Annotated in this window: 15 protein-coding genes; 5 read left to right on the forward strand and 10 right to left on the reverse strand. The window is 63.5% G+C overall.

Annotated features, from left to right (window positions below; translation table 11 throughout):
* The first annotated feature begins 70 nt into the window (after nt 1-70).
* The 3 genes from LNV07_RS21250 (at nt 71) to LNV07_RS21260 (ending at nt 2,827) form a co-directional block, all read left to right on the forward strand.
* Entirely contained in the window at nt 71-1,186 is a 1,116-nt protein-coding gene (locus LNV07_RS21250; protein WP_263573198.1) for a sensor histidine kinase, read from the forward strand.
* 82 nt (nt 1,187-1,268) lie between these two features.
* Nucleotides 1,269-2,024 (forward strand): LytR/AlgR family response regulator transcription factor, encoded by a 756-nt coding sequence (locus LNV07_RS21255; protein ID WP_263573199.1) that lies wholly within the window; start codon nt 1,269-1,271, stop codon nt 2,022-2,024.
* Nucleotides 2,021-2,827: a head GIN domain-containing protein gene (locus tag LNV07_RS21260; protein ID WP_263573200.1), complete on the forward strand. Its 807-nt coding sequence runs from the start codon at nt 2,021-2,023 to the stop codon at nt 2,825-2,827. The genes LNV07_RS21255 and LNV07_RS21260 overlap by 4 nt, the downstream gene beginning before the upstream one ends.
* 139 nt (nt 2,828-2,966) lie before the next feature.
* Here the strand turns inward: LNV07_RS21260 and LNV07_RS21265 are convergent, their stop codons facing one another.
* Nucleotides 2,967-3,488 carry a cupin domain-containing protein gene (locus LNV07_RS21265; RefSeq protein WP_263573201.1) on the reverse strand — a complete coding sequence of 174 codons (522 nt, stop codon included), beginning with the start codon at nt 3,486-3,488 and terminating at the stop codon, nt 2,967-2,969.
* 29 nt (nt 3,489-3,517) lie between these two features.
* Between LNV07_RS21265 and recQ the strand changes: the two genes are divergently transcribed.
* Complete coding sequence (gene recQ, locus LNV07_RS21270) at nt 3,518-5,395, forward strand: DNA helicase RecQ (RefSeq protein WP_263573202.1); 1,878 nt, start codon at nt 3,518-3,520, stop codon at nt 5,393-5,395.
* 2 nt (nt 5,396-5,397) lie between these two features.
* Here the strand turns inward: recQ and LNV07_RS21275 are convergent, their stop codons facing one another.
* Together LNV07_RS21275 and LNV07_RS21280 are read right to left on the reverse strand one after the other, a co-directional pair.
* Nucleotides 5,398-6,933, reverse strand: a complete 1,536-nt coding sequence (locus LNV07_RS21275) for a DUF1501 domain-containing protein (RefSeq protein ID WP_263573203.1) — start codon at nt 6,931-6,933, stop codon at nt 5,398-5,400.
* Nucleotides 6,934-6,942: 9 nt separating this feature from the next.
* The gene (locus tag LNV07_RS21280) at nt 6,943-8,751 is read right to left on the reverse strand and encodes a DUF1800 domain-containing protein (protein ID WP_263573204.1); all 1,809 of its coding nucleotides are present in this window, start codon (nt 8,749-8,751) and stop codon (nt 6,943-6,945) included.
* Nucleotides 8,752-9,002: 251 nt separating this feature from the next.
* Here LNV07_RS21280 and LNV07_RS21285 point away from each other — a divergent pair, with 251 nt between their 5' ends.
* Nucleotides 9,003-10,295 (forward strand): GMC family oxidoreductase N-terminal domain-containing protein, encoded by a 1,293-nt coding sequence (locus LNV07_RS21285; protein WP_263573205.1) that lies wholly within the window; start codon nt 9,003-9,005, stop codon nt 10,293-10,295.
* On the opposite strand, the gene LNV07_RS21290 is transcribed toward LNV07_RS21285, so the two are convergent.
* The 7 genes from LNV07_RS21290 to glk all read right to left on the reverse strand — a co-directional run bounded on the left by LNV07_RS21290 (nt 10,292) and on the right by glk (nt 20,196).
* Entirely contained in the window at nt 10,292-10,759 is a 468-nt protein-coding gene (locus LNV07_RS21290; RefSeq protein WP_263573206.1) for an Lrp/AsnC family transcriptional regulator, read from the reverse strand. The two genes, LNV07_RS21285 and LNV07_RS21290, sit on opposite strands and share 4 nt — an antisense overlap.
* Nucleotides 10,760-11,085: 326 nt before the next feature.
* Nucleotides 11,086-12,600 carry a tryptophan halogenase family protein gene (locus tag LNV07_RS21295; protein ID WP_263573207.1) on the reverse strand — a complete coding sequence of 505 codons (1,515 nt, stop codon included), beginning with the start codon at nt 12,598-12,600 and terminating at the stop codon, nt 11,086-11,088.
* Nucleotides 12,597-13,604 carry a cupin-like domain-containing protein gene (locus LNV07_RS21300; protein WP_263573208.1) on the reverse strand — a complete coding sequence of 336 codons (1,008 nt, stop codon included), beginning with the start codon at nt 13,602-13,604 and terminating at the stop codon, nt 12,597-12,599. Before LNV07_RS21300 ends, LNV07_RS21295 begins: the two co-directional genes overlap by 4 nt.
* A gap of 2 nt (nt 13,605-13,606) precedes the next feature.
* Complete coding sequence (locus LNV07_RS21305; RefSeq protein ID WP_263573209.1) at nt 13,607-14,326, reverse strand: SapC family protein; 720 nt, start codon at nt 14,324-14,326, stop codon at nt 13,607-13,609.
* Nucleotides 14,323-15,867, reverse strand: a complete 1,545-nt coding sequence (locus tag LNV07_RS21310) for a tryptophan halogenase family protein (RefSeq protein WP_263573210.1) — start codon at nt 15,865-15,867, stop codon at nt 14,323-14,325. Before LNV07_RS21310 ends, LNV07_RS21305 begins: the two co-directional genes overlap by 4 nt.
* A 177-nt stretch (nt 15,868-16,044) precedes the next feature.
* Entirely contained in the window at nt 16,045-18,999 is a 2,955-nt protein-coding gene (locus LNV07_RS21315; protein ID WP_263573211.1) for a TonB-dependent receptor, read from the reverse strand.
* 204 nt (nt 19,000-19,203) lie between these two features.
* Nucleotides 19,204-20,196, reverse strand: a complete 993-nt coding sequence (gene glk, locus LNV07_RS21320; protein ID WP_263573212.1) for a glucokinase — start codon at nt 20,194-20,196, stop codon at nt 19,204-19,206.
* Nucleotides 20,197-20,416 lie beyond the last annotated feature (220 nt).

The following is a 20,416-nucleotide window of genomic DNA, read 5'->3' on the forward strand; positions in this document are numbered from 1 at the left end:
ACAGCCCCCATTTCCCGCAAATGATCGCCCGCTCGGCGGTCGGCGGCACCGGCCTGCCTAAGATGGCGCCATGGACACCCAGATAGTCAAACCCAAACCCAAGGCCGGCCTCAGCAGCCGCAGCCGGTTTTGGCTCGCCTATGCCGGCATTTGCCTGGTGACCTGGTCGCTCTTTGTGCTGGCCGGCACCGATTACAAAAAGGGCGCCTGGGAGGTTTGGTCGGCCGTCTATGAGGCCAGCATGAGCTTGTGGGGCCCGACGCTGCTGGGCGTGGCCGTCTACCCCTGGGTGCGGCGCCTGCACCGGGCACAGCTCGGCTTGCTGGCCTTGCTGGGCCTGCACGCCATGGCCGCCTTGCTCTTCAGCGCCCTCTGGCTGATGGCCGATTTCGTTCTGGCCAGCCTGCTGTTCGGCCCCGAACATGCGCATGCCACGCTGAGGCAAGCGGCGCTGTGGCGCACCATCACCGGCTTGTTCGTCTATATGCCACTGGCGACCGGCTTCACGGCCGTGCTGAGCGCGCAACAGGCCCGCACCAGCGCGCTGGCGGCCGCGCAGGCCGAGGGCGCCTTGGCGCGGGCCGAGCTGGCAGCGATCAGCGGCAAGCTCAATCCGCATTTCTTGTTCAACACCCTGAATTCGCTGATCGCCTTGACGCGCAAAGATGCCAAGGCGGCCGAAACCGCCTTGATGCGCTTCTCGGACATGCTGCGTTATGTGCTCGACAGCAAGCGCGGCGTGGCCGACCGCGTCACGCTGCGCGAGGAGCTGGATTTTGTGCGCGACTACCTGGCGCTGGAGACGCTGCGCATGGGCGCCCGCCTGCGCCTCGACTGGGAAATCGCCGAGGAAACGCTGGACGACGAGATCCCGCCGCTGACCTTGCAACCGCTGGTGGAAAACTGCATAGCTCATGGCATCGCGCCCAGCGTCGGCGGCGGCACCATCGGCATCGCCGCACGCCGCGATGCGCTGACTCGAGGCTTGGTGCTGACGGTGCAAGACGACGGCGCCGGCTGCGAGCCCGCAAGGCTGGATCCAAGCCAAGCCCCCACACAACGCCAAGGCATCGGTCTGGGCGCGCTGCGCCGCCGCTTCGCACTCGACTACGAGGGCCGCGCCCGCCTGCAGATTCACACCGCACCCGGCGCGGGTTTCCGCGTCGATATCTGGATACCGCAATGACTTCAAACAAACGCCGGGCCGCCCCAAGTTGTTTGCCCCCCTCGGGGGGTTGGCGACGTATTCCGTCGGCAAGGGGACTCACATGACTCAACGCATCACCACCTTGATTGCCGAAGACGAGCCGCTCGCCAGCGAGGCGCTGGCCGAGTGGGTGGCGCAGCTGCCGCAGCTGGAGTTGGTCAGCGTTTGCGCCGACGGCCTCTCGGCCTTGGCCGAGATCCGCCGCTTGCAGCCCGGCCTGATCTTCATGGACATCAATATGCCCGGCATGACCGGTTTGCAGGTCTTGCGCACGCTGGCGGAAACGCAGGACGGCGGCGAGCACCGCGTCATCTTCACCACCGCCTATGACGAGCACGCGCTGGCCGCCTTCGAGCTGCACGCGGCCGACTACCTGCTCAAACCCTTCACACAGGAGCGCTTCAACGAAGCGGTTGAACATGCGCTGCGTTCCGTCGTTAGCAGCGCTCAGATCAGCAGCACGGTCGCAGCGGCGGCCGAAGACAGCAGCCCCTTGACGCGCATCCTGGTACGCGACCAGGGCAAGATCTTTCCGCTGCAGGTAGACGCGATCGAGTACCTGCGCTCCGACATCAAGTACACCGCGGTGGCCAGTGCCGGCAAGCAATTTCTGGTGCGACTGCCCATCACCTCGTTCGAGCAGCGCCTGGACCCGCAGCGCTTCTTGAAACTGCAGCGCAGCTGCATCGTCAACCTCGACTTTGTCGTCTCGATGACACCGGACGAGAACTCGCAATTGATCGTGCAAATGCAAGATGGTTCGCGCTTCACCGCCAACCGGGATGTCTCCAAAAAACTTCGGGAGCAATCGATATGAACAAATTAGCAATCGCCATGGGCTGCTTGCTTGGGCTGTTGGCAAGCAGCGCCTTCGGCCAGGCTCAAGCCAAAATTGTCGTCAGGCAAGGCGTTGAGGGCCGCCTCTATACGCCGGGGCCGTTCGAGCGCATCGAGCTGGCCGGCTCGGCAAATGTGAGGCTGCTGCAGGGCGAGTCAGACGAGCTGTTCATCGTTGGCGACGCCCAGGAGCAAGAAGGTGTGACGGTCACCCTGGCGCAAGGCCGCTTGGATTTCCGCAGCCACACGGGCTGGAAGATTTGGCCAGCCAAGCGCCTGCAGGTCGAGGTGACGGTGCGGCAGTTGCAGGAACTCGTGCTCTCCGGGGCCAGTGACCTGCAGGCCCCCGCCAAGTTCAAGGCCGGCCCTTTGCTCATCAAACTGTCCGGCGCCGGCTCGGCCCGCTTTGACGATTTGAACGCCGAGCGGCTGGAATTCAGCATCTCCGGCGCCGGCGAAGGTTTCTTGCGCGGGCAGGTCAATCTGCTGGACTTGAAGATTTCGGGCAAAGGCAGGTTGGCGGCCGAAGACCTGCAGGCCCACACCGCCAATGTCAGAATCAGCGGCATCGGCAACGCCGAACTGTGGGTCAGCGAGAAGCTGAATCTGGATATCTCCGGCGTTGGGCAAATTGCCTACTGGGGCCAACCCACGGTGTCGCGGACGACCTCGGGCATTGCCAAGGTGCTTGCGCGCGGCGACCGGAAAGCGCCGCCGGTGCTGCCGGCAATGCCAGCAATGCCCGCGCCACCAGCCGCTCCGGCTGCGCCAGCTCGGCAGTGAAGTTTTCGTAGCGAGCGGTCGTCAGACTAGGCGGACGGAGCACAGAAACCGGAACGTACTCCCTGTACGTGAGGATTTCGAGCATCCGGCCAACGACGTCTGGCGATCGCGCAGTAGAAAATTCGCTGCCAGCCTTGCCTCAGCGTTCGCCGTCCCAGTAATCCAAGGTGTTATCGCGCCGCTGGATAAAGGCGGGGCCCTTGGAGAAGACCGCAATTTTCTCCGAGTCCGGGTATTCGCAGACCTCGGGCCGGTCTTGCGTGCTGATCGACAGATATTTCAACTCGGCGTCCGAAGTGTTGATGATGTGATGCGGATACTCGGGACCGCAGGGAATAAAGATCACATCGCCGGCCTTGATGGCGAGCATCTCGCCAGCCACCCGCAAGGTACCCGAGCCTTCCAGCACAACGAACATTTCCTCCTGGCTGTGGTGGAAGTGATAAGGGCAGCTCTGCTTGCCGGGTGGCACGGTGTCAACCCCGCAGCCGAGCTTGCGCGCGACGGTGCCCTCGGACACTCCGCCGACCATGCTGTCGTAGACCGGCTCGCGCAGGAAGCGCTCGCGCGGAATCTCCAAGAAGTTGCGGATCAGCTTCTGGCGCAGCTCGGTAACTTTGTCAGCGGACTTGTCGATGCTGGGGTCGGTCTGCGAATTCATGCGGGTTCTCCTGGACAATGGGGCGACTCATGAGCCAGCTTACGCAAAAATCATCCCCCCTAAACATCTTGCAAGAGGTGTTTGGCTACCCAGTTTTCCGTGGTGCTCAGGCCGAGATCGTCGATCATGTGAGCGCCAACGGCGACGCCCTGGTCTTGATGCCTACCGGCGGCGGCAAAAGCCTCTGCTACCAGATTCCGGCGATCGCCCGTCACCGCGCCGGCCAGGGCGTGACGGTCGTCGTCAGCCCTTTGATCGCCTTGATGCATGACCAGGTCGGCGCGCTCGAAGAAGCCGGCGTGCATGCGGCCTTTTTGAACTCGACGCTTTCCGGCGAGCAGGCCGCCCATGTCGAACGCGAGATGATGAGCGGCCGCCTGGTGATGCTGTACGCCGCGCCCGAGCGCATCAGCAACCCGCGCTTCCTGGCCCAAATGGATTCGCTGCATGAGCGCGGCTTGTTGAGCCTATTCGCCATCGACGAGGCGCATTGCGTCAGCCAATGGGGGCATGACTTCCGCAGCGACTATCTGGCTCTGAGCCTACTGCATGAACGTTACCCCGAGGTTCCGCGGATTGCCTTGACGGCCACCGCCGATGACCTGACCCGTGCCGACATCATCGAACGGCTGCGCCTGGAAGAAGCGCAGATTTTCATCTCGTCCTTTGACCGGCCGAACATCCGCTATGCGATCGTCGAGAAGGACAAGCCGCGCGAGCAGTTGCTCCGTTTCATCCGCGACGAACACGAGGATGACGCCGGCATCGTCTACTGCCAGAGCCGCAAAAAGGTCGAAGAAACCGCCGCCTGGCTGGAGGGCGAGGGCCTGAAGGCCTTGCCCTATCACGCCGGCTTGGATGTGGCGGTGCGCCAGCGCCACCAGGACCGCTTCCTGCGCGAAGACAGCGTGGTGATGGTCGCGACGATCGCCTTCGGCATGGGCATTGACAAGCCCGATGTGCGCTTCGTCGCGCACCTGGATCTGCCCAAGAACATCGAGAGCTATTACCAGGAGACCGGCCGTGCGGGCCGCGACGGCGCCCCGGCCGAGGCCTGGATGGCTTACGGCCTGGCCGATGTGGTGAACCAGCGCCGCATGATCGACGAAAGCCCGGCCGGTGAAGAGTTCAAAAAAGGCCAGCGCGGCAAGCTCGATGCCTTGCTGGCGCTGGCAGAGGCGACCGATTGCCGGCGCGTGCGGCTACTCGGTTACTTCGGCGAAGCCAGCACCGCTTGCGGCAACTGTGACAACTGCTTGAACCCACCGGCCACCTGGGACGGCACCGACGCCTCACGCAAGCTCTTGAGCTGCATCTACCGTTTTCACCAGAACGGCGGCCAGCGTTTCGGCGCCGGCCATTTGATCGACGTGCTGCGCGGCAAGGTCACCGACAAGGTCACCCAGTACGGCCATCAGACCTTGAGCACCTGGGCGGTTGGTGCCGACCTGCCCGAGCAGCAATGGCGCGCCGTGCTGCGCCAGCTGATCGCCTTGGGTCATGTGGTCGCCGAGGGCGAATACACGACGCTGGCCCTGGCCGACAGCGCCCGCGCGGTCTTGAAGGGCGAGGTGCAACTGCTTTTGCGCGTGCCGACGGTGGCGCCGAAAAAGGGCAAGCTGGCGCGTGGCGGCAGTAGCAGTAGCAAGCCGGGAGGTGCCGGCCGCAGCGCGGCGCCGATCGAGTTGGATGAGGAAGCGCAGGCTCGCTTCGATCAGCTCAAGGCCTGGCGCGCCGAGGTCGCCAAGGAACACAGCCTGCCCGCCTATGTGATCTTTCAGAACGTCACGCTGGCCGAAATGGCCCGTCTGCATCCACAGACCCTCGACGAGTTGAGCGGCATCAGCGGCGTCGGCGCGAAAAAACTGGAGGCCTATGGCGAGCAGATTCTGCGGGTGCTTGAGTAGGCTCAGGCCATAAACCCCAAGTCCCGCTTGGCCGCGTCGAAGTTCTTCAGATTCGGAAAGATGTCGGCCAGATTGCTGTCCGACACCCCCATCCAGCGGCCCAGCGTGGCGCCGAGCTGTTCGACCGAGGTTTCCGGTAGCAGGCTGCCATTGCCGAGCTGGTTGGGGCTACTGTCGAAGTCATTGTTCTTGGCGTTTTTGGCCCCGACGACCGGGAACTTGCCGTAGAACTCGCGCCCCTTGACCGCGCCGCCCATCACGAAGTGGTGACTGCCCCAGCCATGGTCGGTGCCATCGCCATTGCTGGTGAAGGTGCGGCCAAAGTCGCTCGCGGTGAAGGTGGTGACGCTGTTGCGCAGGCCCATGGCGCCGAGCGTGTTGTCAAAGTAGGCCAAGGCCTGCGAGAGCTTGGCCATCAAGTCGGCTTGGGCGCGGTTCTGGCCGTCATGCGTATCGAAACCACCCAGGCTGACGAAGAAGACCTGCCGGCCCGCGCCCAAGGCGCTGCGTGCGCCCATGGTGCGTGCCACCACTTGCAACTGCTGAGCCAAGGAGTTAGTTGACTTGGCGCCGGTCAAGGGGTTGTCGTATTGCAGCAGCGGGTCGGCTGCGCCATTGGCCAGGCCGGGCGTGCCATAGGGTGCGCTATTGGCGGCCGGCAAGGCGCTACCGATCAAGGCCTCGGCCGCCAGCGAGCGACTGACCACGGTCGCGTGATCGCGCGCTATCAGGTCGTTGCTGCGGCCGCCGCGCATCACGGTGCGCATGCGCTCCAGCGCCGTGGTGGAGCCGAACAAGCTGCTGTCGCTGCCACCGATACGGATCGCGCCACGGGTGCTGATCTGGTACTGCAGCGCCTGCTTGCCACTCAAAAACACCGCATTGCCGCCGGCCGAGACGGCACTGAAGATGGGCTGAGTATTGCCCGCCATCAAGAGGTCGGCAAAGCGCCCACCCCAGCCCACCGTCGCGCCTTCGGGTGTCAGCGACTGCCAGGTCGACTGCTGGTCGTTATGGGAATACAGACCCGGCGGCCGCGCAAAACTGGCGATCTTCAGATCCGCCTTGGTCGTTGGCCGCACCAAGGGGCCGATATTGGGCAGCACCGCCAAACGCCCGGCGGCGAACAGGTCGCGCACGCCGCCCATGCTCGGATGCAGGGCGAAGCTGCGGCCTTGCGAGGTGATGGGGTTGATGGCGAGCACGCCGCCAAGCCGTTCGGGCGAGCCCGCACCGGCATTCATCTGCGGGGCAGTGCCGGGCGCCAACAGCGCGATCGACTCGGGCGCTTGATTGCGCACCTGGCTGTAGGCGGCCCAGGACTCGGTGTCAGTCGGCAAGACCATATTGAAGGCGTCATTGCCGCCGAACAAGAACACGCAAACCAGCGCCTTGTAGTCCCCGGCGGTTTGTGCGTTAGCACTGCCGAGCGCGGCCAGATTCATCGCCATCGGCGCCGCAGCGCCTAGGCCGGCATAGCGAGCAGCCTGGGCCAGGAAGGCGCGGCGGGAGGCGGGGGAGTTGAAGTTGCTTTTCATTGCAAGCCCTTATTTTTGGACCAAATATTCCGGCGCCACCAGCGCCAGATAGACGCCCAGCTTGGCGCGATTCAAGGACTGGTCATCGACGGTCTTCTTGTTGCTGCCGTCGGCCTTCAGCGCATCGAGCTTGGCCGACTCAACCGCCGCCACCATCTCGGCCTTCAGCGCCGCATTGCTGCGGCCCCCAAGCAGCTGCTTGCTGACTTGCTCGACCAGCTCGCTGGGCTTGGCCGCCAGCGCGACAAAGGCCGTCAGATCGAACTGCACATCATTGCGGGCGGCCTTGTAGTCCAGGCCGCGCTGGCCCAAACCGTTGGCCACGGCGCCCTTGATGTAATTGGCGTAGCCGGCCACCGAGGTCTCCTGCACCAATTGCAACTCCGGCATGGTCAGGCCGGCGGCGCCGCTTTCGCTGCCGGGCGCCACAAAACCGGGGCGGTAGAAATTGAACACCGAGGGCGAGCGCAGCGGTGACTGACCGAGCTGGGTGGATGGGTCGTCGGTGGCGCCGATCAGCCAGGCACCGCTGTCGCTGCTGGCGCCGAGTGCGCGCAGTGCCGCCGTTAGGCGCAAGACCGGCTCTTGCAGCTTGCCGTAGCTCGGCTGCGCGGCCGAACCGGCGTCACGGGCCTCGCTGTCCAGCAAGATGGCCTTGACCATCGCCTTCATATCCCCAGCGCCAAAGGCCTTGGCGACCCGCGCCACATAGGCCGGGCTGGGATTGCTGGTAACGAGGCGCTGAATCATCTGGCGGCCGATAAAGGGGCCGACATTGGCGTGCGTGGCCAAGGCATCCAGGCCGGCCTTCAGGCTCGCCGCCGGGTCGGCCTTGGCCTGTGCCGCCACGACCTTGCCCAAGAAACGCTTCTCGCTGATCGAGTGAAACTGGCTATAGCCTTGCATGGCCGTGATCGCACGGTCGGCTTGGCAATAGTCGGGGCACCAGCCCCAGAAGCGCCCGTCCGCGGTGTCGGGGCCATCCCAGCTGAAGCCGGTGAAGACCTTGGCCATGCCGGCGATATCGTCCGCCGTGTAGCTGGGCTTGGGGGCAGCGGCTTCCAGCTTGGCGCTGCCGTCGGCATTGAGCTCAACCAGGCCGATCGAGAACAGCTGCATCACCTCGCGGGCGAAGTTTTCATCCGGCACCCGGCCGGTCTTGGCGTCTTCTTTCTGGTTCTTCAGGTGCGACAGATACAGGCCCATGGTCGGGTGGGTCGCCACCTGTTCCAGCAAAACGCGGTAGTTGCCGAAGGCATTGGCGGACAAGGTGTCCATATAGGAAGCGACGCCGCGCGGCTGGTTGGCGACATTGTCTTGCGCCATCGACACCACCATGATTTGCGACAAGGCATAGGCGACGCGCTGACGTAACTGGTCATCGCCGGTGATGGCGACCTTGTAAAAGGAGTCCAGCACTTCGCGGGTGCCGGCCGAATCGGTGGCTTTGAGCGCCTTGACGGCCGCGTCCGACGCCTCCCAATTCAGTCGGTGCATGCTGGCGGGCTTGGCGAACTGCTCATCCAGCCAAGGCTCATAACCTTTATCCATGACGGCAGCGATGCTGGCCTCGGTAGGGCCGAAGCTGGCCTGCATCAGGAATCGCATCGCCTCTTCGCGGCTGCCTGGTTTGATGACGACAGGAGTCGGCGCAGGCAAGGGCGGCGCACCGGGAGCCGGCGGCGCGACAACACCATCGCCCGAGCCACCTGAGCCACCACATCCGCTCAGGCCCGCCACCAAGGCCAGCGCCGCCAGCCAGCTCAGGCTGCGGCCGGCCATCGCGGGCGTTGCAAAACATAAAGGAAAGTCGCGCATACATCCAACTCCAAACTGCCGGCGCAAGGGCTGCGCGATGTTGCGGACTGTATTGAACGGCTGCGAATTCAGGTCTGCGAAAAAAGCAAGAGATGTAAGCACCTGTTGCCATTGGTGGCGCGGCGGCGACACCTTGGAACAATGCGTGAAAAACTACCGCCCCAACATCGCCGCGCCGGGCGCTCGCACAAGCTGAACTACCATCACCGTGATGCAAAAGACCACTGGCTCAGAACAACCCAGGAGCAACGATGACCGCAGTGCTTCGATCTAGCCACGACGTCATCGTGGTCGGCAGCGGGCCGGGCGGTGCCACGGTGGCGCGTGAATTGGCGCGCCAGGGGCAAAAGGTCCTGGTGCTGGAGCAGGGCAGCGACGCGCCATTGCGCGGCAGCTTGGCGCAAATGGCGGCGATCGCCGCGGTGCCGGGCCGTGGTTTATTCATCAACCGGGACGCCTCCCTGCTCTTGCAAGGCATCACCGTCGGCGGCAGCTCGGCGATCAATTTCGCCACCGCCATGCCGCCGCCCTTGCCGCTTTTTGCGCGCTACGGCGTTGACTTGCAGCACGCAGTCGACGCGGTGCGCCGCGAAGTGCCGATGGCGCCCTTGCCGGACGCCCTGATTGGCCCGATGGCGCAGCGCATTGCGGTGGGCGCGAAGGCGCTCGGTCACGCCTGGAAAAAGCTCGACAAGATGATCTATGCGGATCAATGCCGCAGCGCTTGCTGGCGTTGCGCCTATGGCTGCCCCTTTGGCGCCAAATGGACGGCGCGCCGCTTTCTTGAAGACGCGCTGACGCTCGGCGCGCAGCTGCTGGCCTCGGCCAAGGTGCTGCGGGTGTTGAGCCACAAGGGCCAAGCCAGCGGCGTGGAGTTCATCCATCAAGGGCGTTTGCAGCAAGCCTCGGCGCCTGTGGTGGTCTTGGCCGGCGGCGGCATCGCCAGCCCCAGATTGTTGAAGGCCTCGGGCGTGGCCAGCGCCGAGCCGCGCCATTTCAGCGATCCGGTGGTGGCGGTGATGGGCAGCGTCGATGATCTGGACGGCGGCGCCGAAGTGCCTATGGCGGCCGGTATGCATCTAGAGACCGAAGGCATCATGCTGGCCGATATGACCTTGCCGATGCCGATGTACGCCGCCTTTGCCGCCCAGGTCGGCCGTTTCGACCGCCTGCTGGCGCACCGACGCAGCTTGACGCTGATGGTCAAGGTGCGCGACGAGATTGGCGGCAATATCGGGCCGCGCTGGGTCAATAAATCACTGCAAGCCAATGACAGGCAGAAGCTGGCGCAGGGTGTGGCCATGGCTAAAGCGATCTTGGCCCAAGCGGGCGCCCGGCACATCTTCAAGACCTGGCATTTCGCCGCCCACCCCGGTGGCAGCGTGCGCATCGGCGAAGGTGTCGACAGCAACTTGCAAAGCCGGCTGAAGAATCTTTACGTCTGCGACGCCTCGGTGATCCCCGAAGCCTGGGGCCTGCCGCCCACCGTGACCCTGTTATGTCTGGCGAAGCGCTTGGCTTGGCATTTGAAGTCGGGCCTTTAGCCCGCTACCGGCAAGACCGTGCGGCTGACCACCTGCTGCAAGACAAAGCTCGAATGCACACCGGTGACGCCCTGGATGCGCGTGAGCTTGCCGAGCAGCAGGCTTTGAAAGTGATCCATATCGCGCACCACCAGCTTGAGCTGGTAGTCGGCCGCTTGGCCGGTGATCAGCAAACACTCCAATACCTCGGGCAAGATCTGCACGGCGGCTTCGAAGTTGGCAAAGCGCTCCGGCGTGTGCAGATCCATCGAAATATGCACCAGAGCCATCAGGCTCAGGCCCAGCTTTTTGGCATCCACGAGCGCGCGGTAGCCGGTGATCAGGCCGCTCTCCTCCAGCGCTCGCACACGGCGCAGGCAGGGCGAGGGCGACAGGCCAACGCGGTCGGCTAGCTCTTGGTTGTTGATGCGGCCATCTTGCTGCAAAACATCAAGAATCTGCCGATCAATTCGATCCAATTCCATGGCACAAGCTCCGATTCGATGAATTGAGCAATTTTCTGCCAAATTTCAAACTTTTCAGGCCATCTTCGCAATTTTCTGCCCAGGCTCACTGCCTACACTGAATGCACTGGTTTCAAAGAGCCAGCTAATCAGCAAGCCAAGCGGACCATCTCCGTGAGGCCCAGGGCCGGCGCAGCATCCAAGGCGCCGCGTGGATCTGCCACTGCCCTGCCGCACAGCAAACCCCAGCCGCCACAAGCGCCTGGGGTCTTCGGCGTTACGGGTCCGTCCGCTTGGACCTCGGCCGGCCGCATTGTGCCGATTCAAACGCCGCCTGCGGAACCGCGTTAAGTCGACGTTTTGGGCGCCACCTCGGCCACTCCGCAGTAAGACCCCACATAGGCTCTATGGGTCGGCAGTTGCGCCACGGTGCGCACGACTTGCGCGCGGATGTCACCCAAGAAGTTACCCAGCTCGACATCGCCCATCAGGTCGGCCGTGGGGTGATGGGCGCCGGGCAAGATGCCCTGACCCAGCATGACCTGAATCCAGGAATTCTCGCCAAACAGCTCGTTGGCCGCATGGAAGACCCGCCCGGTTTCGCGGAACAGCTCAATCCGGCGCGCCAGCGAAGCCGGCACGTCCATGCTCCCGCAATGCTGCCACAAGGGGGCGTCGCGCCGGTTGGTGACGTGGTAATGCAAGATGATGAAGTCGCGAATATGCTCGATCTCGTTCTGGCTCTGACGGTTGAATTCTTCGATGTCGCACTCGCGCACGCCGCCGGCCGGGAACATTTGCATCAGCCGGATCGCGCTGCGCTGGATCAGGTGGATGCTGGTGGACTCGAGCGGCTCCAAGAACCCGCTCGACAGGCCGATGGCGACGCAGTTGCGGTGCCAGGTCTTGTGACGCTGACCCGGCGTGAACTTGAGCGTGCGCGGTGTGGTCAGCGTTTCGCCCTCAATATGGGCGAGCAGGGTGCTGCGGGCCGCGTCGTCGCTGAGCCGGCGGCTGTCGTAGACCAGCCCATTGCCGACCCTCCCTTGCAGCGGGATGCGCCATTGCCAGCCGAAGGGGTGGGCAATCGATCGGGTGTAGGGCAGGGGCTCACCGACCGATGCAGTCTGCACCGCCACCGCGCTGTCGCAAGGCAGCCAATGCGACCAGTCCTCATAGCCTACGCCCAGCGCTTGGCCCAGCAACAGCGAGCGGAAGCCGGTGCAGTCGATGAAGAGATCGCCTTCGATGCGCGTGCCGTCGCCCAGCTTGAGCGCGGCGATATCGCCCGAGGCGGCCAACTCCACCTCGCCGATCTTGCCTTCGATGCGTTGCACGCCGCTGGCCTCGGCGAGGCCGCGCAGATATTGGCCATAGCGGGTGGCGTCGAGGTGGTAGGCGTAGTTCAGACCATTTTTCGGCAGGTGGGCAAAGCGGCCGGCCTTGGCCGCGCTCCACTCCAGGCTGTAGTTGGTGTAAGGCTCGGCCAGGCCGCGCTCACGGCCCTTCAGCCAGAAATGCTGGAAACCGGCGGTCCAATGGTCTTTGCCGGTCGTGCCGAAGCCGTGGAAATAGTCCTCGCCCAGATTGCGCCAGCCTTCGAAGTGGATGCCCAGCTTGAAGGTGGCCTGGGTGGCGGCCATGAACTCGGCCTCCTGGATGCCCATCAGCTCGTGATAGCTCAGCAGCGTCGGTATGGTCGCCTCGCCCACCCCCACGATGCCGATCTCGTCGGACTCCACCAGGCGGATGTCTAGCTGCTTGCCCAGCACCTTGCTGATCAGGGCGGCCACCATCCAGCCGGCGGTGCCTCCGCCGGCAATGACGAGGCGGCGAACGGGGGTGAGTGTGTGGGGTGTCATCGTTTGAGTTTGTTCAAGAGTTGGGTGCGTGCCTGGCGCGACACGGCCTCGGTCACAGGCCCGAGCAAGCCGCGCGCCTCGGCCGGGATATGCGCCCAGGTGCTGTCGTCGGCGTCAAATATGTAATGTTGAAACAGCTGCTGCCAAGCCCGCCTTTCCTTGGCCGGCAGGTCGCGCAGCGTCATCAAGGCCAGGTTCAGCGCGTTGACCGGCGTGTCGACATAAGCAGGCGATTGGCTCCACCAGGCGTTGACGAGCAGATTGACGGGCGACAAAGCCTCGACATGGTGCCACCACATGCTGGGCAAATAGAGGGCGTCACCGGCTTCCATCTCGGCCACCTCGGCGGCCTCCAGGGCGTGGGCAAAGCGCGGGAAGCGCTCGAAGTCGGGCTTGGCAAAATCCACCAGGCTGATGGCCTGGCCGGCTGGCGTGGGGTCCATCGGGCCGATGTAGAGATTGCCGACCTGCTCGGGCGCAAACAGCGTGAAGCGACGTCGCCCGGCCACCACGCAGGCCAGGTTGTCGGACACGTCGAAATGCGCGGCAATGCGGCTGCGATTGCCCAGCCACAGGCTGACCAGCCCGTCGCGCCCGCCCAGGTTCAGCCGGTTGGCGTCCAAAAATCCCGGCAGCACCATTTCGACCGTGGTGGAACCCACATAGAGTGCCGGCGGCTCGGCCACCGGCGCCAACTTCAAGAGCCCCTCCAGCACCTGGTCCAAGGGCGCGATGTGGCGCTCAAAATTGAAACCGCGCAGTTGCTCGTCGCCGTAGAACACGCGTCCCTGCGCCTCGGGCGGCAGCTGGAACAAGCCCACATTCTTGCCGCCCCAAAAGCTCAGCAGATGCTGCGCCAACGCCTGATCAGACTGCTTGGCCGCCTGCACGGCCGGCCAATGCGCAAAGGCGCCGCGCAGCAGATAGGGCCGGTCTGCGGTCAGCAGCGCCTCGGGCAAGCAGTCGGGGTCGAGGGGGCCGGTCCAGACCGGCACGGCGCGCATGCTTAAGCCCCCTGAAGGCGGCGCTGCTGGCGTTCGACCAGGCCCGCCAAGTTCGCCATCGACGCGATCTGCATATAGATCGGCAGCAGATAGCCCTCGCGCTGCAGGCCTTCCAAAGCGGTGCCGGGCAGTGCGGCCAAGCGCTCTTCGTGGATGGTGTGCAGGCCCGACAAACGGCCCTGGCTGCCGTCATTCAGCTCGACGTCAAACACAAAAGGCTCCAGCAGTTGCAGCGCCGTCAGCGCCGCGATGAAGCCGGGCAGACGCTGGGCCTGCGCATGCAGGTGCTCGAGCAGGTTGACGACATGGTCAAGGTATTCGCTGTGGCCGCCATGCGGCATGAACACCGCCAGACCGAGCTCGCCCTCCTCGGGCTTGACGATGCGGGGGCTGTCCATGTCGATGTGCAGTTTCAACTCGTCGCCGCTGCGGCCAATCAGGAAGGGCTCGCGCTGCAGCGCCATCGGCACCACCGGGGCGTCCCAGATGCCGTCTTTGAGGAATAAATTCTGCTCGGGCTCGAGGCCGAGCAAGACGACGGGCTGAAAGCCGCTGTCACCGTCGACCTTCTGAAACACGATAGGAAAATGCGCCTGCAGCTCGCGGAATTCCGCGGGCATCGCCAACACCGTCTGCCTGGCATCGCCGAGGGCGGCGGAGCGTTCGTGACGGACGCGCAGATCGCGGTGGGTGACGTTATCAAGAAGTGTGGGCTTGGTCATCGCGGTAGGCCGTTAAGGTGTATGTGGTTGATCAGGCTGCGGTGTCCGGGCAGCGCGGGAACAAGGCGGCGAACCTGCCGGGCCGCTTCGGCCAAGCAAGCCTGGCCGGCCTCTAATGTAGATCTGGCAAGCGGCGTGGTCTGCGGGCGAAAACCCATGCCGTAAAGAACATATTGGTAGCTGGCGGCGGGGAACACCTCGTCGATGCGACCGAAGTCATGCCTTGCCGGTGGCCGCAAACGCCATTGCAGCAGCAGCTCGCTCAGGCGCTCGGGCCAACTGCCCGGATCACGGTGGGCGCGCCAGTAGTCGCTGTCGTCGCGGCGGCTCAGCGCGTAATGCAGCTTGAGGAAATCGATCACGCGCGCCCAGCGGTAGGCGAAGTCATCGTTGTAGCGGCGTGCCACCGCCGCCATCGCGCTGCGCTGCATCGGTAACTCCTCGCACAGACGTGCAGCGGCCTGCTCGACCAAGGCCAGGGCCGAAGCCTCCAGCGGCTCGATGAAGCCGGACGACAGGCCGATGGCGACGCAGTTGCGCACCCAGAACTGCTCGCGATAGCCGGGCTCGTAGCGAATCGGGCGCGGCGTACCGCGCTCGGTCGGCGCGCCGGTCGCGTCGAGGTAGGCGGACAAGGCGGCATGCGCTTCCTCGTCACTGGCATGGGTGCGGGCATAGACGACGCCCACACCTCGTCTTGTCGGCAGGCCAATGTCCCAGATCCAGCCTTTGGCCCAGGCGGTGGCGATGGTGCAAGAAGCCAGCGGCGCGTCCGCCTGCGCGTAGGGCACTTGCAGGGCCAGCGCGGCGTCGTTGAATAGCACGGCGCGCTCACTCTTCAACGGCACGCAGAAATGCTTGCCGACCAACAGGGCGGCGAGGCCTGAGCAGTCGATGAAAAGATCGGCTTCCAGGGCGCCATGCGCGCGCGTTTGCAAGGCCGCAATGTCCCCATTGGCCTGGCTCAGCACCGCGTCCACATGATCCACGACATGGTGCACGCCCAGATGCGTAAGGGCATGCTCGCGCAGCATCTCGCCGAACAAACCGGCATCAAAGTGATAGGCGTAATTCGCCACCGACGCGAACTCGGGCGTCTGCACTTGCTTGGGGCCGCGACCGGCATCGCACAACTGTGGCGAGGGGCTGACGAGGTCGGCAAAGGCTTGTTCGCCCTGAGATTCCACAGCAGCAAGCCAGGCGGGCACGACGTCCACATCGCCATGCCCGACCGGCAAGGAGAAGGGGTGGTAGTAATGATCGGTCGTCGTCCCATCGGCCCAGCGGTCAAAACGGGAGCCTTGCTTGAAAGAGACGTGACAGCGCCTAACGAACTCCGTTTCGGACAGGCCGATGCGGCGCAGGGTGTCTCGCATCGAGGGCCAGGTGCCTTCGCCCACCCCGATGGGCGGCGCTTGCGGCGACTCGACCAGGGTGAGCTTCAGCCCAAGGGGCCCATGTTCGGCGGCCAGCAGCGAGGCCGTCAACCAGCCTGCCGAGCCTCCGCCCAAGACCAAAATATGCTTAACTTGTTCAGGCACGCCGATGAAACTCGTTAGGGAAATATGCGGTTTCAGAACAAACCAATTTGCACGCAAATTGCTTGCAGCCACCTATGAAGAGGGCCGCGCAAGCGCGGCCCTAGACTTTTACGGTTCAAGGCCAAACCCTGCGCAAGGCCCTGAAACCTCAGAAGGGCGCTGCGCAGCCATTTGACATCAGAACCGGTAGCGCGCGCCCAGCATGAAGCGACGACCCAGCTGCGTCACATTGCCAATCTGCTCCACATTGCGGAAATGGGTGCGGGTGATTTCATCGGTGAGGTTGATGACCTCGAACTGCACCGACAATTTCTTGTTGACGTTGTAGCTCATGCTCATGTCCCACTGGCCGTATTTCTCCACGTACAAGGGCTGAGCGCCTTCCGCGCCGGCTGGGCTTGCCGACAGGAACTCACCGCGCCAGTTATAGGCCAGCCGGGTGCTGAAGGTATCGTTTTCATAGAAACCCACCAGATTGCCCGAATCGCCCAGTCCAACCAGTGCAAACTGCGCGCCGAGAGCATTGTTGTCGGCCTTCAGGTCCGAGCGAACTCGGGTGTAGTTGGCCGATCCACCGAAACCATTCTTGAACGTGTGTTGCACGTTCAGCTCCATGCCGTTGAGGCTTTGCTTCTTCGGGTTGTTGCTGCTCGTATTCAGTTTGACAGGCAGCAAGGGGTCGGACGGCTGGCCGGTGATGGTCTTGCCGGCCACATCCACGCCCGCAGCATTCGGGAAGGTCTTGAAGATGTAGTCACGAATGCAGCCGGAATTCGACGCGGAGCAACCGCCCAGGCTGATCGCATCCTTGTACATCGCCCCGCCCACCGGCGTGTGCAGATTGGCCACCGTGGTCGGTGTGATCACCGCATCGATGTAGTTCGAGATCGACTTGTGGAAATAGCTGGCCGAGACAAAGCTGCCCTTGCCGAAATAATGCTCGGCAGAGAGGTCGATGTTTCTCGACAGCAGTGGCTTCAAGGCCGGGTTGCCGACCGCGCCCGAGCCGCCGTCGATTCGAGCGAGGCCGTCAATGGTCCGGCCGCCCTGAATTGACGCCCAACCCGGGCGTCCGATGGTTTCGCCATAGCTCACGCGCAGCTTGGTATTGGCCGTCACGTCCGCGCTCAGGTCGATAGAGGGCAAGAAGTAGTCATATTTGCCCGAGCGCGAGGAACTGGTGACACCACCGAAGACGACGGGCAACTCGTTGTCCGCCACCCAGCGAACCGATGTGGGGACGGACTCGGTGGACGGCGACTCGACGGTGGTGCGCTCATAGCGCCCGCCCAGGGCGATGTCGATCGGGATGCCCGCGTCGAACGAGCGGTTGTACTGCGCAAACAGGCCGTTCGATTTTTCCGTGGTTCGGTAATCATCCTTGAAATCGAACGAGGCCCTGAAATTCTTGTCGGAGCCTTCAAGCTTGATGGCCGCATTGCGGATGTCGTCGAAATTGGCGATCAAGAACTGGTTGTACAAGCGTGGATCGTTGGAGCCCGGCACTTGACTGAAGTACTTGCTGACGGATTCGAGCTTCCAGATATCGTCCGGTACGGCACCGGGTCCACCAGCGGCGTTGGAGCCCCAGTTGTTGCGCTGCACATTGGCGAAGGCCGAGCGGTTCTTCACTTCGGTCAGGCTCAGGCCGAAATCCAGGCTGCTGTCGGCATCGATCGCCCAGGCGCCACGAGCTTGCACCTGATTGACCTCGTTGCGCTGGAAGCTGTTGCCAAACACCGAGCCTTGCAACTCCTGCAGCGCTGCGTTCGTGGGCGCGTTCTTGATCGACAAGACCGGGAACTTTTGCGAGAAGTCCACAAAAGTATCGCCACGGTTCTGCGATGCCGTGCCGATGACCACGCTGGTGCCCAAGGGGGAGTCGGCACCGGACTGGGCGGTGGAATGGTGTGCGTCCAGGTCAAACTTGAGCGCGGGGCTGGCCTTCCACTCCAGATTCAAGCCCAGCGAGCGGTTCTCGTTCTTCGTGGAGATGCGCGATGTGCCGGTGGCGACGTCGGAGTTGGTCATATGCTCGCCGTAGATCAGCGGCGTTGCGATCGGGCCCTTGGTGTATTCACCGAATTGGCCACCGAAGTTGAACCAGGCCGAAAGGTCATTGCGCTTTTGCAGGAACTTCTGGTCCGACATCGTGTAATCGAGGGTGGCCGTCAAGTCCTTGATCGGGCGAGCCTGCAGCACCAACTGCCCGTTCAGGCGTTCGCGGCTGATGCCCGTCATCGAGTATTGCAGGCTCTGCGGCACGTTATAGATGTCGGTGGGACCCGGGCGGTTCTTGACCTCGGGCGCCGGGTTGGGCAAGGGACCCCAGCCGGCGGCGTCGCCCTTGAAGGATTTCCAGCCATTGTTTGCGGAGGCCGAGGTGTAGCCCGAATCTCTATCCTGGAAGCTACCGATCAGCGTCACGCCGAACATGCGGTCGGCCGTCGTGGTGCTGTAGATGCCGGACAATTCTGGCGTCACAGAATCGCCTTTCACCTCGCCCGGCAGGCGCCCTGCGGAATCGTCCTTGACCATCTTCACACCGAAGCTGGCGATGGTTTCTTTGCTATCAAAGGGTCGCGGAGTGCGGATGTTGATGGTGGCGCCCATGCCACCCGTCGGGGTGCTGGCACGGCTGGTCTTGTAGACCTCAAGGCCCGACACGCCTTCAGCGGCGAGATTCGAGAAGTCAAAGGAGCGCGAACTCGGCGCGCTGCCGTCAACCAGGGATCCAGGCATCTGGCGGCCATTGAGCAGCACCAAATTGAATTCTGGGCCCATGCCCCGCACCGTGACCCGAGTGCCTTCGCCGTTGGAACGGTCAATCGACACGCCGCTGATGCGCTGCATCGCTTCGGCGAGGTTGGTATCGGGGAACTTGCCAATGTCTTCGGCCATGATGCCGTCGACCAAGCCGCTGGCATTGCGCTTGAAGGAAACCGATGACTCAAGCCCTGCCCGAATACCGGTGACGACGACGGTCTCGAGCACGGTCTCTTTGCCCGGCGCGCTGGCTTGCTGCGCGTTAGCCGCACCGGCCATGCAAAGCCCGCAGGCCAAAGCCAGGCTGCTCATTTGAAAACTCGGGCCTGCGCCAACGCTGCGACGGCCTATTTTGGATCTATTCATGCTTGTCTCCGTTCGTAGTTTTATACAGACCGCATGCCTTCATGCGGTCATTCGGCCGGTTTTGCCAGCCCACTTTGGGGAATCGTTCAGTTCTTTGGCTCAATGCCTGAAAGCGCTTTCACGACGATACTGATTTTTGCCTTGTTGTGAATCTAGGGAACTCCCTTGGTTTGTTGTATTTTTAATCTGAGGAAAGGCGCGCACTCAGCCCAGGGGCTGGGCATCCAGCGCACGTGAGGCGCCGATCAGGGCCGGCGACACCGCCGAGTCGATGACGAAGGTCGGCACGCCGGCGAGGTAGTTGGAGAAACGCCCTTTGGCTTCAAAGCGCTCCCGAAAACGCGAGGCCCGCAACTCCGGCAGCAGGCGCGGAACAATGCCGCCGCCCACATAGACGCCGCCGCGCGCGCCATGGGTCAGCGCCAGATTGCCGGCAAAGCTGCCCAGCAAGCGAAAGAACAGATCGAGTGCCGCCAGGCAGTCTGGGTCGCGCTGATCGCGAGCCGCAGCCGTCACCTGCGCCGGCGTGATTAGCAACTCGCCGCTCCGGCCCGCAAACTGGGCCGAGGCTTGATACAAATTGACCAGACCGGGCCCGGACAAGGCACGTTCTGCCGAGGCATGGCCGAAGCGCGCTTTCAGCCAGGCGGTCAGCGCGATCTCATCGTCCTCGACTGCGGCCAAGGTGGCATGCCCACCCTCACCCGCGATCGGCGCATAGCGCCCGCCGCCCACGGCCAAGAGCCCGGCCACGCCCAACCCTGTGCCCGCACCCAACACCGCCAAGGCCTCGCCGGCCACCGACTCGCCGCCACCGATTTGGTGCATTTGCTCCGCGCGCAGCGCCGGCAATGACAAGGCCAGCGCGGTGAAGTCATTGACGACTGCCAAGCGCTGCACCGCCAACTCGCGCTTCAGTTGCGCGATCGAAAACGACCAGTGATGGTTCGTCATCTGGACCACATCGCCGACGATGGGGTTGGCAATGCCAATGGCACAGGCGCTAGGGCTGGGTTTGCCCAACTCGCCCAGGTAGCGGGTGATGGCCGCATGCAGCGAAACCTGATCGGCGCATCTGTAGCTGACGATGTCGCCGATCTCGGCGCCGGCTTCGCTGGCCCAAGCAAAACGCGCATTGGTGCCGCCCACATCGCCGAGCAGGCGCGGATAGCTGGACACAGAGGCATTCGGGCTCATCGGGACCTTCTCAGGGAAATTTCAAGACGACTTGACGGCGACAACCGCAATGCCACAATAGTAATGAAAGCGCTTTCATGAATCAAGCACTGGTTTTCCCTGATGTGGAAAAACAGCCTCTTACCCTTCACTCAAGAGCATCAAACGCCATGGCTGCTTCCCAAAAATTTCGACACGACTCAATGCAAACCCCCTCGCAAAACCCGCGGTATTTGCAACA

Origin of the sequence: Roseateles oligotrophus (genome assembly GCF_025717515.1) — a bacterium.
GTDB lineage: Bacteria > Pseudomonadota > Gammaproteobacteria > Burkholderiales > Burkholderiaceae_C > Paucibacter_A > Paucibacter_A oligotrophus.

Bases quoted from the DNA above. Each gene is read 5' to 3' on its own strand.
- LNV07_RS21305 (WP_263573209.1), bottom strand. From the start codon at position 14,326: ATGACCAAGCCCACACTTCTTGATAACGTCACCCACCGCGATCTGCGC.
- LNV07_RS21275 (WP_263573203.1), bottom strand. From the start codon at position 6,933: ATGAAAAGCAACTTCAACTCCCCCGCCTCCCGCCGCGCCTTCCTGGCC.
- recQ (WP_263573202.1), top strand. From the start codon at position 3,518: ATGAGCCAGCTTACGCAAAAATCATCCCCCCTAAACATCTTGCAAGAG.
- LNV07_RS21300 (WP_263573208.1), bottom strand. From the start codon at position 13,604: ATGCGCGCCGTGCCGGTCTGGACCGGCCCCCTCGACCCCGACTGCTTG.
- LNV07_RS21315 (WP_263573211.1), bottom strand. From the start codon at position 18,999: ATGAATAGATCCAAAATAGGCCGTCGCAGCGTTGGCGCAGGCCCGAGT.
- LNV07_RS21255 (WP_263573199.1), top strand. From the start codon at position 1,269: ATGACTCAACGCATCACCACCTTGATTGCCGAAGACGAGCCGCTCGCC.
- LNV07_RS21290 (WP_263573206.1), bottom strand. From the start codon at position 10,759: ATGGAATTGGATCGAATTGATCGGCAGATTCTTGATGTTTTGCAGCAA.
- glk (WP_263573212.1), bottom strand. From the start codon at position 20,196: ATGAGCCCGAATGCCTCTGTGTCCAGCTATCCGCGCCTGCTCGGCGAT.
- LNV07_RS21285 (WP_263573205.1), top strand. From the start codon at position 9,003: ATGACCGCAGTGCTTCGATCTAGCCACGACGTCATCGTGGTCGGCAGC.
- LNV07_RS21280 (WP_263573204.1), bottom strand. From the start codon at position 8,751: ATGCGCGACTTTCCTTTATGTTTTGCAACGCCCGCGATGGCCGGCCGC.
- LNV07_RS21250 (WP_263573198.1), top strand. From the start codon at position 71: ATGGACACCCAGATAGTCAAACCCAAACCCAAGGCCGGCCTCAGCAGC.
- LNV07_RS21260 (WP_263573200.1), top strand. From the start codon at position 2,021: ATGAACAAATTAGCAATCGCCATGGGCTGCTTGCTTGGGCTGTTGGCA.
- LNV07_RS21295 (WP_263573207.1), bottom strand. From the start codon at position 12,600: ATGACACCCCACACACTCACCCCCGTTCGCCGCCTCGTCATTGCCGGC.
- LNV07_RS21265 (WP_263573201.1), bottom strand. From the start codon at position 3,488: ATGAATTCGCAGACCGACCCCAGCATCGACAAGTCCGCTGACAAAGTT.